At 57.2% G+C, this 13940-nt stretch carries 16 protein-coding genes and 1 riboswitch; of the genes, 12 read left to right on the top strand and 4 right to left on the bottom strand.

Going from position 1 to position 13940, the window contains the following annotated elements:
• Positions 1 to 198: 198 nt before the first annotated feature.
• A complete protein-coding gene (locus tag AB1S56_RS14380) occupies positions 199 to 1266 on the bottom strand; it encodes a glycosyltransferase (protein ID WP_340868547.1) in 1068 nt (355 codons plus the stop codon).
• Between the two features lie 135 nt (positions 1267 to 1401).
• Between AB1S56_RS14380 and AB1S56_RS14375 the strand changes: the two genes are divergently transcribed.
• The 11 genes from AB1S56_RS14375 to AB1S56_RS14325 all read left to right on the top strand — a co-directional run bounded on the left by AB1S56_RS14375 (position 1402) and on the right by AB1S56_RS14325 (position 11475).
• Positions 1402 to 2946, top strand: a complete 1545-nt coding sequence (locus AB1S56_RS14375) for a spore germination protein (RefSeq protein WP_340868548.1) — start codon at positions 1402 to 1404, stop codon at positions 2944 to 2946.
• A 14-nt stretch (positions 2947 to 2960) separates the two neighbouring features.
• On the top strand, positions 2961 to 4169 hold the full coding sequence (locus AB1S56_RS14370; RefSeq protein ID WP_340868550.1) for a Ger(x)C family spore germination protein: 1209 nt from the start codon (positions 2961 to 2963) through the stop codon (positions 4167 to 4169).
• A gap of 32 nt (positions 4170 to 4201) precedes the next feature.
• The gene (locus AB1S56_RS14365; protein WP_340868552.1) at positions 4202 to 5317 is read left to right on the top strand and encodes an endospore germination permease; all 1116 of its coding nucleotides are present in this window, start codon (positions 4202 to 4204) and stop codon (positions 5315 to 5317) included.
• A gap of 51 nt (positions 5318 to 5368) precedes the next feature.
• Positions 5369 to 5480: riboswitch (TPP riboswitch) on the top strand.
• Between the two features lie 113 nt (positions 5481 to 5593).
• A complete protein-coding gene (locus AB1S56_RS14360) occupies positions 5594 to 6628 on the top strand; it encodes an ABC transporter substrate-binding protein (RefSeq protein ID WP_340868553.1) in 1035 nt (344 codons plus the stop codon).
• A 31-nt stretch (positions 6629 to 6659) separates the two neighbouring features.
• A complete protein-coding gene (locus tag AB1S56_RS14355) occupies positions 6660 to 6962 on the top strand; it encodes an MTH1187 family thiamine-binding protein (RefSeq protein ID WP_340868555.1) in 303 nt (100 codons plus the stop codon).
• Positions 6952 to 7743 (top strand): ABC transporter permease, encoded by a 792-nt coding sequence (locus AB1S56_RS14350; RefSeq protein WP_340868556.1) that lies wholly within the window; start codon positions 6952 to 6954, stop codon positions 7741 to 7743. The genes AB1S56_RS14355 and AB1S56_RS14350 overlap by 11 nt, the downstream gene beginning before the upstream one ends.
• A complete protein-coding gene (locus AB1S56_RS14345; RefSeq protein ID WP_340868558.1) occupies positions 7736 to 8509 on the top strand; it encodes an ABC transporter ATP-binding protein in 774 nt (257 codons plus the stop codon). Before AB1S56_RS14350 ends, AB1S56_RS14345 begins: the two co-directional genes overlap by 8 nt.
• Positions 8502 to 9305 carry a TatD family hydrolase gene (locus AB1S56_RS14340; protein WP_340868560.1) on the top strand — a complete coding sequence of 268 codons (804 nt, stop codon included), beginning with the start codon at positions 8502 to 8504 and terminating at the stop codon, positions 9303 to 9305. Before AB1S56_RS14345 ends, AB1S56_RS14340 begins: the two co-directional genes overlap by 8 nt.
• A 120-nt stretch (positions 9306 to 9425) precedes the next feature.
• On the top strand, positions 9426 to 10196 hold the full coding sequence (locus tag AB1S56_RS14335; protein WP_340868561.1) for a glucosaminidase domain-containing protein: 771 nt from the start codon (positions 9426 to 9428) through the stop codon (positions 10194 to 10196).
• Positions 10197 to 10265: 69 nt separating this feature from the next.
• Positions 10266 to 10931, top strand: a complete 666-nt coding sequence (locus AB1S56_RS14330) for an N-acetylmuramoyl-L-alanine amidase (protein WP_340868563.1) — start codon at positions 10266 to 10268, stop codon at positions 10929 to 10931.
• Between the two features lie 148 nt (positions 10932 to 11079).
• Entirely contained in the window at positions 11080 to 11475 is a 396-nt protein-coding gene (locus tag AB1S56_RS14325) for a zinc ribbon domain-containing protein (protein WP_340868565.1), read from the top strand.
• A 156-nt stretch (positions 11476 to 11631) separates the two neighbouring features.
• Here the strand turns inward: AB1S56_RS14325 and AB1S56_RS14320 are convergent, their stop codons facing one another.
• The 3 genes from AB1S56_RS14320 to AB1S56_RS14310 form a co-directional block, all read right to left on the bottom strand.
• Positions 11632 to 12201: a manganese catalase family protein gene (locus AB1S56_RS14320; protein WP_340868567.1), complete on the bottom strand. Its 570-nt coding sequence runs from the start codon at positions 12199 to 12201 to the stop codon at positions 11632 to 11634.
• Between the two features lie 65 nt (positions 12202 to 12266).
• Positions 12267 to 12530 (bottom strand): spore coat protein CotJB, encoded by a 264-nt coding sequence (locus AB1S56_RS14315; RefSeq protein WP_340868889.1) that lies wholly within the window; start codon positions 12528 to 12530, stop codon positions 12267 to 12269.
• A complete protein-coding gene (locus AB1S56_RS14310) occupies positions 12530 to 12760 on the bottom strand; it encodes a spore coat associated protein CotJA (RefSeq protein ID WP_340868569.1) in 231 nt (76 codons plus the stop codon). Before AB1S56_RS14310 ends, AB1S56_RS14315 begins: the two co-directional genes overlap by 1 nt.
• A gap of 144 nt (positions 12761 to 12904) precedes the next feature.
• Here AB1S56_RS14310 and AB1S56_RS14305 point away from each other — a divergent pair, with 144 nt between their 5' ends.
• Positions 12905 to 13927, top strand: coding sequence for a LacI family DNA-binding transcriptional regulator (locus tag AB1S56_RS14305; protein WP_340868571.1), 1023 nt, complete (start codon positions 12905 to 12907; stop codon positions 13925 to 13927).
• Positions 13928 to 13940: the final 13 nt, after the last annotated feature.

Genomic DNA, 13940 nt, shown 5'->3' with positions numbered 1-13940 from the left:
TCAAAACGCAATCCATTAGGGATTATCTGAGGCTCTCTCCTAAGAACAGAAGGCGAGTAGTGATGGCGGCATTGGAGTTGGCGATCAACCATTGATGTTCAATAGATAAGCAAAAGCGGCGTCCCCATCTGAGGGAACGCCGCTTTTTAAGCTGGATGCCCTGCCTAATACGAGCTTCTGGTCCCCAGGGGAGCCCGATTACGTCTTCGTCCTGTTGAAGTATTGCTCGTTAAAGACGATGCTGGGGTGATCCGGGTTGTAGCTGCGGGCTTTGCGGTGATGCTCCATCGCTTTGGCGCGGTCGCCCATTCGGTCGTAGCAAACCGTCAGCTGCAGATGGGGGAGCCAGGTCCAAGCGGCGTTGTCCGTGGCGCTCATCAGGTGGACCGGCTTCTCGAGCCGCGTCGCTTGTGTGAACCAGTAGGCAGCTTGCTGGTAACGCTTCTGCTCCAGCAGGGCGGCGCCAAGCTGGCAGCAAAATTCGGCTCGCGGGATATCGTAGCTCAGCGTGCGAAGCAGCGACGCGATCTGGCGGTCGGATTGCCCAAGCCGCCCGTAGCAATCTGCTTGCTTCATACAGGCGCCAATCTCGTCCTCCACCCAGCCGCGGCCGGATGCCAGAAATTTGTCATACCACGAGGCGGCTTCCTCCAGGCGAGAATGATCGCGAAGCTCATTGGCGAAATAATATTGATCCCGCGGTGTGAACGTTTCTCCGGCCTCCAGCCGCTTCAAATAAATGCGGAGGTTGCGGTCGGTATGCTGCCGCTCCTTGCGATGGGTGACGGCAACGTCGCTATGATGGATGCGCCCCGAGACGGCCAAATATTCGTGGACGGGACCGTGCCAGCGAAAGCCCGCGCTGCGGCGCACCAGGCGATTCCTGCGCAGGCTGTAGACAGGATTGCCGGCAGAGTCGAAGCTCAGATGATAGCTCATTGTAATACTGTCATACGGAAGCTTCTGCGATTTAAGTGTCAGCAGGCGCCGCAAATCCGCTTCCTCCAGCACGTCGTCCGCGTCGAGCCACAGGATGAAGGTCTGCGTCGCCTGCTCGAAAGCGTAATTGCGCGCGGCGGCAAAGTCGTCAATCCATTCGAAGTCGTAGATAACGGCGCCGAAGGAAGACGCAATTTCCTTGGTCCGGTCGGTGGAGCCGGTGTCGACGATGACGATCTCGTCCACCGCTTCCTTCACGGATGCCAGACAGCGTCCCAGGCTGTCCTCTTCATTGCGCACGATCATGCACAAGCTGATGCTGTTCATGCGGCCCATTCCCTCCCGTTTCGCTTAGTCCGTACATCATATTGGAGTCCCGCCTTGTTGGTGAAGGCTGAAGCTATACATAAAGAAAGCCATAATGAGCCAATATAGAAGCAACATGGAAATAGAGGGTGCGTTATGAGCGAAACCAAACAAGGGGCAAAAACGCCGCTCAGCGCGTCGCTTCAAGCGAACGTGCATGCCGTGAACGCAAGGTTCGGGAGCAGCAGCGATCTGGTTATTCGATTATTCCGCAGCGACGCAGCCCCCGAGAGGGAGATTGCTCTGCTTTATATTGACGGTCTCGTCGAGACCGCAACCATTAACGAAAGCATCATCGCGCCGATGATGACGATGGAGCTGCCCGCGTATGCGGAGGAGCGGGGCGATCGGCTGCTCACGTCCATGCGAGCCTGCGTCGTCTCGATCAGCTCGGTTAAGGAAACGTCGACGATGGAGGAAGCGCTGCAATATATGGCGGATGGCCATTGTCTCTTGCTGGCGGATGGCGGCGTAACGGCGCTGCTGGCCGATGTGAATGGCGGCCAGCAGCGCGCCGTCACCATTCCACAGACGCAGACGGTGATCCGGGGACCGCAGCATGGCTTTGTCGAGGATGTGCATACGAATGTCAGCCTCGTTCGGCGCATTATCCGGTCGTCTAATCTGCATGTGCAGACGCACAAGATTGGGGAGCAGACCCATTCCAATGTATCGGTTCTATATTTGAATGGGGTAGCGGATCCGGCCGTAGTGAAGGAAGTGTACAGGAGGCTGGCCGCCATCGATATCGACGGCGTGCTGGAGAGCGGATATATTGAGGAGTTTATACAGGATGAATCGTTTACGATGTTTCCTACGCTGATGAACACGGAGAGGCCGGATACGGTCGCGGCTTCGATTCTGGAGGGCAAGGTGGCCATTCTCGTCGACGGCTCTCCCATCGCGTTGATTGCGCCCACAACGTTCTTCAGCTTCTTCGACTCGCCGGAGGATTATTATCAGCGCTTCGACATCGCGACGTTCATCCGGACAATCCGTTATGTCGCTTATCTCATCTCGATGATCTTCCCGTCTCTCTATATCGCCATTACGACATTCCATCAAGAGATGCTGCCCACGACGCTGCTCATCAGCCTTGCGGCGCAGAGGGAAGGAGTGCCATTCCCCGGTCTGGTGGAAGCCCTGCTGATGGAGATGACCTTCGAGGTGCTTCGCGAGGCGGGGCTGCGCATGCCGCGGGCAATTGGTCCAGCCATCTCGATCGTGGGCGCGCTCGTGCTGGGGCAATCGGCTGTGCAAGCGGGCATCGTGTCCGCCGGCATGGTTATCGTAGTATCCTTTACGGCGATTTCGAATTTCGTGATGCCGGAATCCAGCATGGCGGCAACGTCGAGGATTCTTCGGTTCGGCATTATGATCATGGCGGGCATGCTCGGATTTCTGGGCATTTATGTATCGGTGCTGTTCATCATCGTACACCTGACGTCGCTGCGTTCGTTCGGGGTGCCGTATATGTCCCCGTTCGCCCCTTCACCGAATAAATGGGTAATGCTGAAGGGGATATTTGTCCGCAAGCCTTGGTGGTCGATCGTGCTGCGGCCCATGGACACGAATCTTCGCAATCCGCGGCGGCAGGGCAGTGCCAAGCGCCCGCCCGCGCAGCGGCATTCCGGCAAATAGAGGGGGCAACCGCGATGCGAATGCTCAGATTCATGATATGCGCCTTGCTCCTGCTGGTTCAGACGGGCTGCTGGAATCGCGTGGAGCTGAATGATATAGCGATTATCTCGGCCACGGGTGTCGACTGGCATAACGGCAAGTGGACGTTGTCCTATCAGATCGTCATTCCCAAAGCGATCTCCAGCCAGACGGGGGAGAGCGGGACTGCTGCAGTCAATGTGTTCTCGACAACCGGTGAGAACTTCCGATACGCCATCAGCAAAGCGAGCGAGGAGACGAGCCGCAGGCTCTATTTCTCCCACAATCAATCTATTGTGATCGGGCAGGAAGCGGCGCGCAAGGGACTGGGTCCCTTGCTGGAGGCGTACCTGAGAAATCACGATTCCAGAGAAACCGTAAGCGTCTTCCTGTCCAAAGGCAGCGCCAGGCGCATGCTGGAGCAGCTGATCCCGCTGGAGCAAATACCGGGGGCGGCGATCCAGCGGATGATAGCGAATCAGGAGCTGGGAAGCTCCTCGTTCCGCCAGATGACAGCTCACGACGTGTTGATGGAGCTGCTTGGCAGCACGCAGGCAACCAGCATTCCGGGACTTGTCATCGCCGGTCCAGGGGAAGGCACTGATAACGCGGGCATGATGGGGGGGACGACCACGCAGACGAAGGTGCGGCTAAGCGAGCTTGGACTTATCCAGGGAGACAAGCTCGTCGGCTGGCTGGATGATGACCAGAGCAGAGGCACTATGTGGCTGACCGATCATATCGACAAAACCACCGTATCGTTCTCCTGCTCCGATGAAGGGAAGGGCAAGGAAACCTCGTCCGCCAGAATATTGACCGCCTCCACCAGGCTGAAGCCGGAGCCGAGGAACGGCAAGTGGCTCATACGTGCAGACGTCGAGGCAACAGGGATACTCATGGAATACAACTGCCCCGGAGATCTGAGCAAGCCGGCAGAGGTAGAGAAGCTGGAGCGCCGGATTGAGAATGAGATCAAAGCGACGATGCTGGACGGCTGGGAGGCCGTTCGCAAGCAGGGCGTCGACGTGACCGGCTTCGGCACGCTCATTTACCGAAGCTATCCGAAGCAATGGAAGGAAATAAGCGGAAGCTGGCGGGACGTATTCCCTCAGACAGAGGTTGAAGCAACGGTCAAGATGAAGCTGAATTCCACAGGCATGAGCGGTAATAATTTCAAGGATGCGCAGAAGAAAGCAGGGAGCTGACGACGCTTGCGGCCGCGGGGAGGAGGGGAAACATGCAGCAAATAGGCAAAAGCCAGCTGGCCATTCTCATCATGTTGTTTATGATTGGCAGCACGCCGCTATTCGAGCTGGGCATTAAGGCCAAGCAGGATTCGTGGATTGCGATGACCGTTGCGGCGACAGTGGGACTGATTCTGCTGGTCTTGTATATCCGGCTGCAGAAGCGGGCTCCCAGTGTCGGGATCGCGGATTTGTACAAGTTCCACTTCGGCCGATATATTGGCGGAGCCGTGGGAGTGATTCAAGCCATGTGGTTCGCGTATGAATCCATGCGGAACGTGCGCGACTTCGGTGAGCTGACAACGATGGCGCTGCTCGGATTTACGCCGAAATGGATCATTATGCTTATTATATTGCTTGTCAGCGCGTATACGGCGAGCAAGGGCGTCGAGGTATTCGTGCGAGTCGTCCAGCTGCTCCTGCCTGTAGTCGTCATCAGCTACGGATTGCTTATTTTGCTCGTATTCTCCAGCGGTCTGGTGAAGCTTGGGCGGCTCCTGCCGATGATGGAGAACGGTCCCATGCCGATTGTGCAGGCGGTGTTCCCGGATTTGCTCTCGTTCCCCTTCGGACAGATGGTCGTTATGCTGGTGTTCTGGAGTCTGGTCAAGGAGAAGAACCTGATAGGGCCCGCATCGTATAAAGCCTATCTGATCGTATCCGCGTTTCTAGTCGGGATGAATATGCTCATTATGTGTGTGCTGGGACCCCAGCTGTCCGCGCTGACGGCGCTGCCTCTGCTGCAGGTCGTGCAGCTTGTGCGGCTGGCGAACTTCCTGGAGCGGCTTGATATTATTGTAACCTTGCTCCTGTACACCGGCTTATATGTCAAAATAACAACGCTGTTCATCGCCTCCATCTTAACGGTTAACGCGGTAACGGGCATTTCGCAGCGCAGCCTGGTATTCCCGATTGGGGCGTTCATCTATGGCATGAGCTTCCTGGAGCCTAACAATACGTACCACATCTGGATCGGGCTCGACATTACCCTTAAGATTGTGCCCCTGTTCCAGATTGTGCTTCCACTCGCGATGCTTGTTGTTGGCATTCGAAAGCGGTATCGCGCGGAGGCGGCCGAAGGGCTGAGAAGCCTGCAGGCGGAAAAATAAGGCTGGCATTCTGGTCGCAGTCTGCTATAATGGAAACGTTATTGACGAGAATTGCATATTCCGGGGAGCTGGAGGAGCCGGCTGAGAGGGAATGCCACACATTCCGACCCGTATAACCTGATCCGGATAATGCCGGCGTAGGAATCGAAGCTTAGCTTAGCAGCTTGAGACAGCCGACAACACGACGTCTTCCGTATCCGGGGGGCGTTTTTTTTCGTATGAACGGAGAGCCGTCAATGGCACCAACAACTGAACAGACAGGGAGAGGGATGCAGCATGGGAAGCCATACAAAAGGAAAATGGGGTCGTGCGCTGACGACGCTTGCGCTTGCAATGGCAATCGCCGGATGCGGCGGAAATAACGGGAACGAGGGGGCGGCCAGCAAGGAAGGGAATCATTCGGCGGACAAGCCTCTGGAGAAAGTGAAGGTTGTGCTGGACTGGACGCCCAATACGAATCATACGGGCCTGTATGTTGCTCGGGACAAAGGCTTCTTTGAGGAGCAGGGGCTTGAGGTCGAGATTATACAGCCAGGGCAAGAGGGGGCCGACGCGATGGTTGCCGCAGGCAATGCGGAATTCGGCGTCAGCTATCAGGAATCGGTGACGATGGCGCGTATTGCGGAGGTGCCGCTGGTGTCGATCGCGGCGGTCATTCAGCATAATACGTCGGGCTTCGCTTCACCAAAGGAGAAGGGCATCGATTCGCCCAAGAAGTTCGAGGGCATGCGTTATGGCGGCTGGGGCGCTCCGGTGGAGGAAGCGGTCATCGATGCGCTCATGCGCGAGGACGGCGGAGATGTCGGCAAGGTCGACATCATGAGCATAGGCGACAGCGATTTCTTCGCGGCTGTGAAGCGGGATATCGATTTCGCCTGGATCTATTATGCCTGGACGGGTGTAGAGGCGGAGCTGCGCGGGGAAGAGCTGAACATGGTCTACCTCACGGATTACAGCGAGAAGCTGGATTATTATACGCCTGTGCTCGTCACGAGCGAGAAGCTGATCGCCGACAGTCCGGAGCTGGTGAAGGCATTCACGGCGGGCGCTGCCGCAGGCTATCAGTATGCGATTGACCAGCCGGAGGAAGCGGCGGATATACTGATCGCGGCGGAGCCCGATCTGAATCCGGAGCTGGTGAAGGCGAGCCAGAAGTGGCTAAGCCCTCGCTACCAGGACGACGCGGCGCGCTGGGGTGAGCAGAAGCTGAGCGTGTGGGACAGCTACGCGGACTGGATGTTCGAGCGCGGGCTTCTGGAGAAGGAGCTGGACGCGGAGCAAGCGTTCACGAACGAGTTTTTGCCGGAATAACGGCTAACATCAAGCAGAAAGCAGGGATCGTATGGCTAACGCGCTGGTCAGCATTCAGATATTGCCAAGCACGCCGGGGGGAGCCAGTGTGCTTCCTTACGTGGATCGCGCAATCGACATCATAAAGGCATCGGGCGTTCCTTACCGCGTCGCTCCGCTGGAGACGACGATGGAAGGGGAGCTGGCCGAGCTCCTGGCGGTGGTGCAGCGGATGAACGAAGCGATGGCGGAGATGGGCTGCGCCTCCGTCATTTCGCAGATCAAAATTTATTATAACCCGGAGAGCGGCGCCTCGATGGACCGGCTGCTTGAGAAATATCCCGATGGGCAATAAAACGGCGGGCTGGTCCCGCATATGGCCGCCCCTCGTTGTGCTGGCCGCCGTGCTTGGCGTATGGCAAGCGGCGGTCTCCTTCTCCCTGGTGGAGGAGTGGATTGTGCCGTCGCCGGCCGGTGTCGCGCAGGAGGTGCTGAAGCCGAATGTGTGGCCGAGGTTGATTGAGCATGCAGCCGCGACGATTGGACTGGCATTTATCGGCTTTGCGGGGGGATCGGCGGCGGGCTTCGGGCTCGCCGCTTTGCTGCATTTGCTGCCGGGCGCGCGCAGAGGCGTCTATCCGCTGCTTATCCTGTCGCAGAATGTGCCCATCGTCATCCTTGCCCCGATCATGACGATGCTGTTCGGCTACGGCATGCTGCCGAAGGCGCTGCTTGTGATGCTGGTCTGCTTCTTCCCTGTCAGCGTCGCTATGCTGGGCGGCCTGTCCGGGACGGACGAGGGCTTGCGGCGATATATGCAAATGATCGGCAGCGGGAAGTGGACGCTGTTCTGGAGGCTGGAGCTGCCGGGCGCTGCGCTGGGATTGTTCTCAGGGCTGAAGATCGCAGCCTCCTACAGCGTGCTGAGCGCCTCGTTCGCGGAGATGCTGTCGCCGAAGCTGGGCCTTGGGGGCTACATGGTGCTGTCTACCCGGGGATTTATGCCGGAGCGGGCATTCGCTGCCGCCATTCTGATCATCGTGGTCAGCCTGGCGCTGTTCGGGCTGGTCGCGCTGGCGGAGAAGCTGGTGATCCGCTGGCGGCCGGCGAAGGAAGAGGTGAAGCCGAATGCTTGAGGTGCGGAACGTAAGCAAGACATTTGCAGATAAACGCGGTGAGCAGGAGGTGCTGCACCATGTGTCGCTTCGCGTCGCGGAAGGCGAATTTGTCTCCATCATCGGTCCTTCGGGCAGCGGCAAGACGACGCTGTTCAGCATCATCGGGGGACTTGCGAGACCATCGTCCGGCGAAGTGCATATCGGCGGCAGAGAAACGACGGGCGAGACCGGCCATGTGGCGTATATGCCTCAGCAGGCGTCGCTGCTCCCATGGCGAACCGTCATAGGCAATATTGAGCTGTCTCTCTCGGTCGCGGGCGTGTCGAGGAAGGAGGCGCGAGCGCGTGCTGGGGAATGGCTGAGACGCATCGGCCTCGACTCTTACGCCGACGCGTATCCCCATGTGTTATCGGGCGGGATGAGGCAGCGCGTGTCGTTCTTGAGAGCGCTGCTGTCGCCTCAGCCCCTCATGCTGCTCGACGAGCCGTTCGGCGCGCTGGACGCGCTTACCCGGGGACAGATGCAGAAGTGGCTACTCTCGTTGTGGGAGCAGAATAGGAGGTCGGTGTTGCTGGTTACGCACAGCATCGAAGAGGCGCTGTATTTGTCCGATCGCATACTGGTGCTGTCCTCGTCTCCGGCAGAGATCGTGGATGAGATAGCTGTTCCGTTCGAGCGTCCGCGCCGGGAGGAGCTGTGGGAGGACGCGCGGTTCATGGAGCTGAGGGGAAGGCTGTTACGGCGTTTGCAAGGGGCGGAGGGAGAGGAGTCGCGGCATGACTGACAGGCTAAGCTATATCGATGCGCATATTCATGCCGAGCTGTATGAGGATGCGGAGCAGGAGCGGCTGCTTGAAGCGGCGTTCCGCGAAGGCGTACAGGCGGTGGTCGCCGTCTCGATGCACTTGGCGTCCTGCAAGCGGACCGCAGCGCTAGCAGCTCGTTACCCGGGCCAGGTACTGCCGGCATACGGCTTTCATCCCGAGCAGGAGCCGCCTTCGGAGGAGGAGCGAGAGAGGCTGTTGGCTTGGATACGCCATAGACATGCTTCGGGAGAGCCGTTCGCGATTGGAGAGGTTGGGCTGCCCTATTATATGCGGACGGAGCGGCAGGCGAAGGGAGAGGCGTTCGATGAAGCGCGTCATCTGAAGCTGCTGGAGGCTTTCGTGAGGCTGGCTGCGGAGCTGAATCGTCCCATCGTGCTCCATGCCGTATATGAGGACGCGGATAAGGCCTGTGAGCTGCTGTGCAAGCATGGCGTAAAGCGGGCGCACTTTCATTGGTTCAAGGGAAGCGCCGAGACGACAAGCCGAATGGCGCAAGCGGGCTATTTCATCTCCGTTACGCCGGACATCGTATACGAGGAGGAAATTGCCGAGCTGGCGCGGCGCTATCCGCTGGAGCTGATGATGGTGGAGACGGACGGGCCTTGGCCGTTCGACGGACCGTTCGAAGGCATGCCCACAAGGCCGCAGATGGTGAAGGCGGCAGCGGAGCGGCTGGCGGAGATCAAAGGCATTCCGGTTGCAGAGGCGGCTTCAGCCCTGCTGCGCAATACGAAATTATTTTATAACCTATAGCATCCACCCAAGCGGCCTTTCGTCCACATAGACGGAAGGCCGTTTCCTTCTGCGTCTGCGCCGCATATAACGGAAGTATGGAGGAGTGCGTACAACCCATCCAAGAGAGGAGCTGGGCTTATGGCGAAGCTGACGAGAGAGCAATTTATTGCGGCGATAGCGCCAGCGGTTATTTTGGTACGACAAGAGGGCTCACCGATTTTCCCTTCCGTGCGCATCGCGCAGAGCATCCTGGAGACGGGCGGCGTGATTCATGCGTGGAACAACCTGGGTGGCATTAAGGTGGGGACTGGCGTTCGGAACGCGTATTGGCAAGGGCAGGCGGTTGTTAAGGGCACGTGGGAGTATGTCGATAATCGGGCGGTTGAGACGCAATCGGCCTTCCGGGCGTACAGAAGCATTTACCACTTCTATAAGGATCAGGAGCTGTTCCTTGGCACATCCAGATATCATCGCGTTCGTGCGGCGAAGACACCGGAGAGTCAGGCTCAGATGTTCCAGGCAAGCGGCTACGCTACGGATCCCGCCTATGCCGACAAGCTGATTAGGCTTATCCGGCAATACGGCTTAACAAGGTACGACGAGCTTGGCGAGCGGCAGGAGAAACCGCCAGCGTTCCAGACGAACGCGATGGTTCCTATCATTCACCAGGGACAGGTGCTCGCGGGCGGCTATTTGAAGGAAGGCGTGACATGGATACCCGCCCGGCGAATCGGAGAGGCGCTCGGCGCCAAAATCGGGTGGACGGGAACCCAGGTAACGGCGAACGGACAAGAGCTGGAGACGACCCTGTCCCAATCCACCGGCTATGTGAAGGTGCGGGATTTGGCAGAGGTGCTGTCGCTTGGCGTGAGCTGGGACAGTGAGGCGAAAGCCGTCTTCCTGGAGTAGCTGTGCCCTTTCCGCCCTGTGCGGAATAGGATGGAAGCATAACGGCTCAGGGAAGGGGGAGCAGAGGGGATGTACACCTATGTTGTGGACTACATTCCAAAGTCAACAAAAAACAATCGCCGTCCCGGCATCGCCATGAGTGCCACGACGATTACGATTCACAATACAGCCAATCCGAGAAGCACTGCCCGCAATGAGCGCAATTGGTTAACCAATACGGCGAATAACGGCACCGCGTCATTCCATATTGTCATCGACGAGCGCGAGGCGATCGAATGTATACCGCTTAACGAGGTGGCCTGGCATGCGGGTGACGGCAGCTCCGCAGGCAGCGGCAACCGGACCTCGATCGGCATCGAAATCACGGAGAGCGGCAATTACGACGCGACCTTGGACAATGCTTCCACATTAGTCGCTTCCATGCTGAAGGATCGGGGCTGGGGGACGGATCGGCTGCGCAGGCATTATGACTGGAGCGGCAAAAACTGTCCTCGTCTCATGAATGAGGATGGCGACTGGAGCGGCTGGGAAGCATTTGTCGCCTCCGTCGATACGAAGCTGGACGACGATGGAGGAGGGGAAGAGCCTATGCTAACGCCAGAGGATGCCAACAAAATAATCCGCTTTCTAAGCGCCGGATACTTTGCGACGGACTCGGAGGATGCGCGCGAGGAGTTCAACCGGCTGGCCAATGAGCTGCGCCGTGTCAGCGGGCAGACTCCGGAGCCGGGCTAAAGGAAGGTCTGGCGATGTGGGGCTGCATAGGTCCGCAAACCGTAACGGTTTGCGGGCTTTTTGTTTTTTTTGAACAATAATGCTTGCAACCTATAGGAGCTTCATGGTGTATTAGAGTGAAAGCTTGAAATATAAGGAGGCTGACGGGATGAATCAGGTATTATGTCCATGGTGCGGAGAAGAAGTGGTGCTGAGCGGAACGATCTGTCCGTCTTGCAGACACGAGGTGCTGCCGGAGCATCTGGAAGGCGGCGGCCCCGAGGAGCGGGGCGATGATGCTGAAGTGGATGAAAGGGAGCAGCGCCAGGGGATCGAGGAACGTCTGACGGAGAGCTATGTCTGCGGAAAATGTGGTCATGATGCGTGTATGGTAAATGAGGTGGCAATGACGGGCACGGGACTCAGCAAGCTAATGGACATTCAGTACCACCACTACCTGTTTGTCTCGTGCCTTCGCTGCGGCGGAGTTGACATTTTCGATCCCAATGTGCTGGAGAAAAGCCGGAGAGGGAGCTTTGGGAGCGGGTTGGATGTATTGTTTTAGGCGGACAAGGACAGGTTGTTTATGTGTTAATGAAAGGCGGAAACGACAAGAGTAGTACCGAGTCATAGAATATCGGACAGTAAGGCCAGCCCCGGAATGTGATATCCGAAGCTGGCCCACCCAAGGACGGCAAAGCCGTCTACAATGGATTCGCACCTAAAAATAAATCTGTCGGTCCCGTTCCTCCTTCAGGATCTCGACAGCTTCGCGGAAGCGCAAGGAGTGGATGATTTCACGCTCGCGGAGAAACTTCAGGCTGTCCTGAAGGTCTACATCGTCCGTCATGTCGATGAGCCACTGATAGGTGGCGCGGGCCTTCTCCTCGGCGGCAATGTCCTCGTAGAGGTCGGCGATAGGGTCGCCCTTCGCCTGGATATAGCTCGCCGTCCACGGCACGCCGGCGGCGTTCGAATAGAACAGCGCGCTGTCATGGCTGGCGTAATGCGGACCTAGCCCGGCCGCGATCATCTGATCCGGAGTAGCGTCCTTGGTCAGCTTGTAGACCATCGTAGCGATCATCTCAAGGTGGGCGAACTCCTCGGTTCCGATATCCGTCAGCAGTCCGATGACCTTGTCTGGAATCGTATATCGCTGATTCAAGTAACGCAGCGCTGCGGCCAGCTCGCCGTCGGCTCCACCGTATTGCTCCATCAGAAACTTGGCCATTAAGGGATCGCATTTGCTCACCTTAACGGGGTACTGCAGCTTCTTCTCGTAAGTCCACATCGGCTCGCGTTCCTCGCTTTCTCCGTCAAGTTTTCGCCTGCCTACAGCGGCGCGCTAAGCTAACCTTACACTTGCCAGGGCCAAGGAGCTTCCTTCCATTGAAACGGAGCCTTGGAGAGGCTGTGACCGAAGTTCATAAGCGGTCCGTATTGGGCTTCATATTGCGCGGCTATACGATGGCGGAGCTCGCAGAACTGATTGTACTGCGCGATTGCAGCTTCGTCATCGGGATGCGTATCCAGGTACAAGTTAAGCTCCACCAGCACAAAATCGACAGACTGAAGGTCATGCAGCAGCTTGTAATAAGCTTCATCGAGCTGATGAGCCATCATGATTCACCTTCTTTCTGACGATTAGGGTTCGGGTAGGGAGCGTAAAGCGCTGGCCACAACGTGCCGTATTTCAACGCTTCATAAGGCGAGAACTGCTGCCAATTGGGAGGCTGAAAGGTAATGAACAGCTGTGGCGGGACGTTGTAGCTTTTTTCTCGAATGGGCGGGCAAGGGTCGAATGGTCCCACAAAAGGCTGATAGGTGCGAAACTGAGGATTGGGGTTCATGAGGTCGCCCTCCTTCCATAATGTTCCTTGTGGCAATATATGAAGGAGGGGTTGGCCGATATGCGATAGATAATAGTATTTCCTTGCCGGCCGGTATGCTATATTTAAGGGAAATTACCCAGGCGGAGACGAGAGGAAAGCTTTATGAAAATAACAATTACGGATATTGCGCGCGCAGCGGGTGTAGCCAAATCGACCGTATCCAAGGTGTTGAATGATTCTCCCACGATCTCGGCGGACACGAAAGCGCGGGTGCGGCAAATTATGAAGGACATGAACTACACGCCAAGCAGTATGGCGACTCGGCTAGCGAAGCAAAAAACATACAATATCGGCTTGCTGATCGACATGTCTCAGGAGCAGGCGTATTTGAACCCTCACTTCTATAATATAATGGTAGGGATTGAAAGCGTTATCGGTCCTCGGCAATATGATCTGACAGTCGTTAACGTCAACGCCGGCGATGCTCACGAGGAACGCCATTATATGAAGCGGCTTGTGATGAGCAGGCGGATTGACGGATTAATTACGAACAATTCCATTCTCACGGACGAGGACGCGGAGCAGCTAAGGCTTCTTGATTTTCCGTATGTATCCATGGGGGAGTATGGGGGAGCTGCTGCAACATGGGTCGATTTCGACAATGAGATGGGCGGCCGCATGCTGACGGAGCATCTGCTTGCTCAATCCTATCGCAGCATCGCCTTTATTGGCGGCGTCACAGGGGAACGGTTATTTACAAAACGCTACCAGGGCTATCAAGCTCAGCTGCAAGAGGCTGGCCTTCCAGCAGACGAGATCTGGGACGCGCGAGGAGTGGCGGATGACAAGCTGGGCTATCAGGAGGTCATGAGGCTGATGGAGAGGCGTTCGCCGCCGGATTCCATCATCTGCATGAATAGCCAGGTTGCATTCGGAGCGTTGAAGGCGGTCAAGGAGCTGGGCATTCATGCGCCCGGTCAGCTGGGGATTGCCGCGTTTGACGATGAGCCTTTTTCGGCGCATACAACGCCCTCACTGACCAGCTTGTTTATTAATACGTTCGAGCTCGGCGTTCGAGCCGGGAGGATGATCATGGATCGGATTGAGCAGCCGGAGCTTCCGCATCAAGGGGTGTGGCTTCAGCCGAAGATCATTGTCCGGGAATCTTCCCGCTCCAAAGCTTAAAAGAAGCACCCCC

The organism is Paenibacillus sp. PL2-23 (assembly GCF_040834005.1).
Lineage (GTDB): Bacteria > Bacillota > Bacilli > Paenibacillales > Paenibacillaceae > Pristimantibacillus.
This window is presented reverse-complemented; position numbering and strand designations above follow the sequence as displayed.

Excerpts from the sequence above, each read along its gene's own strand:
- AB1S56_RS14325 (WP_340868565.1), top strand. The coding sequence starts at position 11,080 with ATGAATCAGGTATTATGTCCATGGTGCGGAGAAGAAGTGGTGCTGAGC.
- AB1S56_RS14335 (WP_340868561.1), top strand. The coding sequence starts at position 9,426 with ATGGCGAAGCTGACGAGAGAGCAATTTATTGCGGCGATAGCGCCAGCG.
- AB1S56_RS14350 (WP_340868556.1), top strand. The coding sequence starts at position 6,952 with ATGGGCAATAAAACGGCGGGCTGGTCCCGCATATGGCCGCCCCTCGTT.
- AB1S56_RS14355 (WP_340868555.1), top strand. The coding sequence starts at position 6,660 with ATGGCTAACGCGCTGGTCAGCATTCAGATATTGCCAAGCACGCCGGGG.
- AB1S56_RS14365 (WP_340868552.1), top strand. The coding sequence starts at position 4,202 with ATGCAGCAAATAGGCAAAAGCCAGCTGGCCATTCTCATCATGTTGTTT.
- AB1S56_RS14380 (WP_340868547.1), bottom strand. The coding sequence starts at position 1,266 with ATGAACAGCATCAGCTTGTGCATGATCGTGCGCAATGAAGAGGACAGC.
- AB1S56_RS14375 (WP_340868548.1), top strand. The coding sequence starts at position 1,402 with ATGAGCGAAACCAAACAAGGGGCAAAAACGCCGCTCAGCGCGTCGCTT.
- AB1S56_RS14370 (WP_340868550.1), top strand. The coding sequence starts at position 2,961 with ATGCGAATGCTCAGATTCATGATATGCGCCTTGCTCCTGCTGGTTCAG.
- AB1S56_RS14345 (WP_340868558.1), top strand. The coding sequence starts at position 7,736 with ATGCTTGAGGTGCGGAACGTAAGCAAGACATTTGCAGATAAACGCGGT.
- AB1S56_RS14340 (WP_340868560.1), top strand. The coding sequence starts at position 8,502 with ATGACTGACAGGCTAAGCTATATCGATGCGCATATTCATGCCGAGCTG.
- AB1S56_RS14320 (WP_340868567.1), bottom strand. The coding sequence starts at position 12,201 with ATGTGGACTTACGAGAAGAAGCTGCAGTACCCCGTTAAGGTGAGCAAA.
- AB1S56_RS14330 (WP_340868563.1), top strand. The coding sequence starts at position 10,266 with ATGTACACCTATGTTGTGGACTACATTCCAAAGTCAACAAAAAACAAT.
- AB1S56_RS14310 (WP_340868569.1), bottom strand. The coding sequence starts at position 12,760 with ATGAACCCCAATCCTCAGTTTCGCACCTATCAGCCTTTTGTGGGACCA.
- AB1S56_RS14305 (WP_340868571.1), top strand. The coding sequence starts at position 12,905 with ATGAAAATAACAATTACGGATATTGCGCGCGCAGCGGGTGTAGCCAAA.
- AB1S56_RS14360 (WP_340868553.1), top strand. The coding sequence starts at position 5,594 with ATGGGAAGCCATACAAAAGGAAAATGGGGTCGTGCGCTGACGACGCTT.
- AB1S56_RS14315 (WP_340868889.1), bottom strand. The coding sequence starts at position 12,530 with ATGGCTCATCAGCTCGATGAAGCTTATTACAAGCTGCTGCATGACCTT.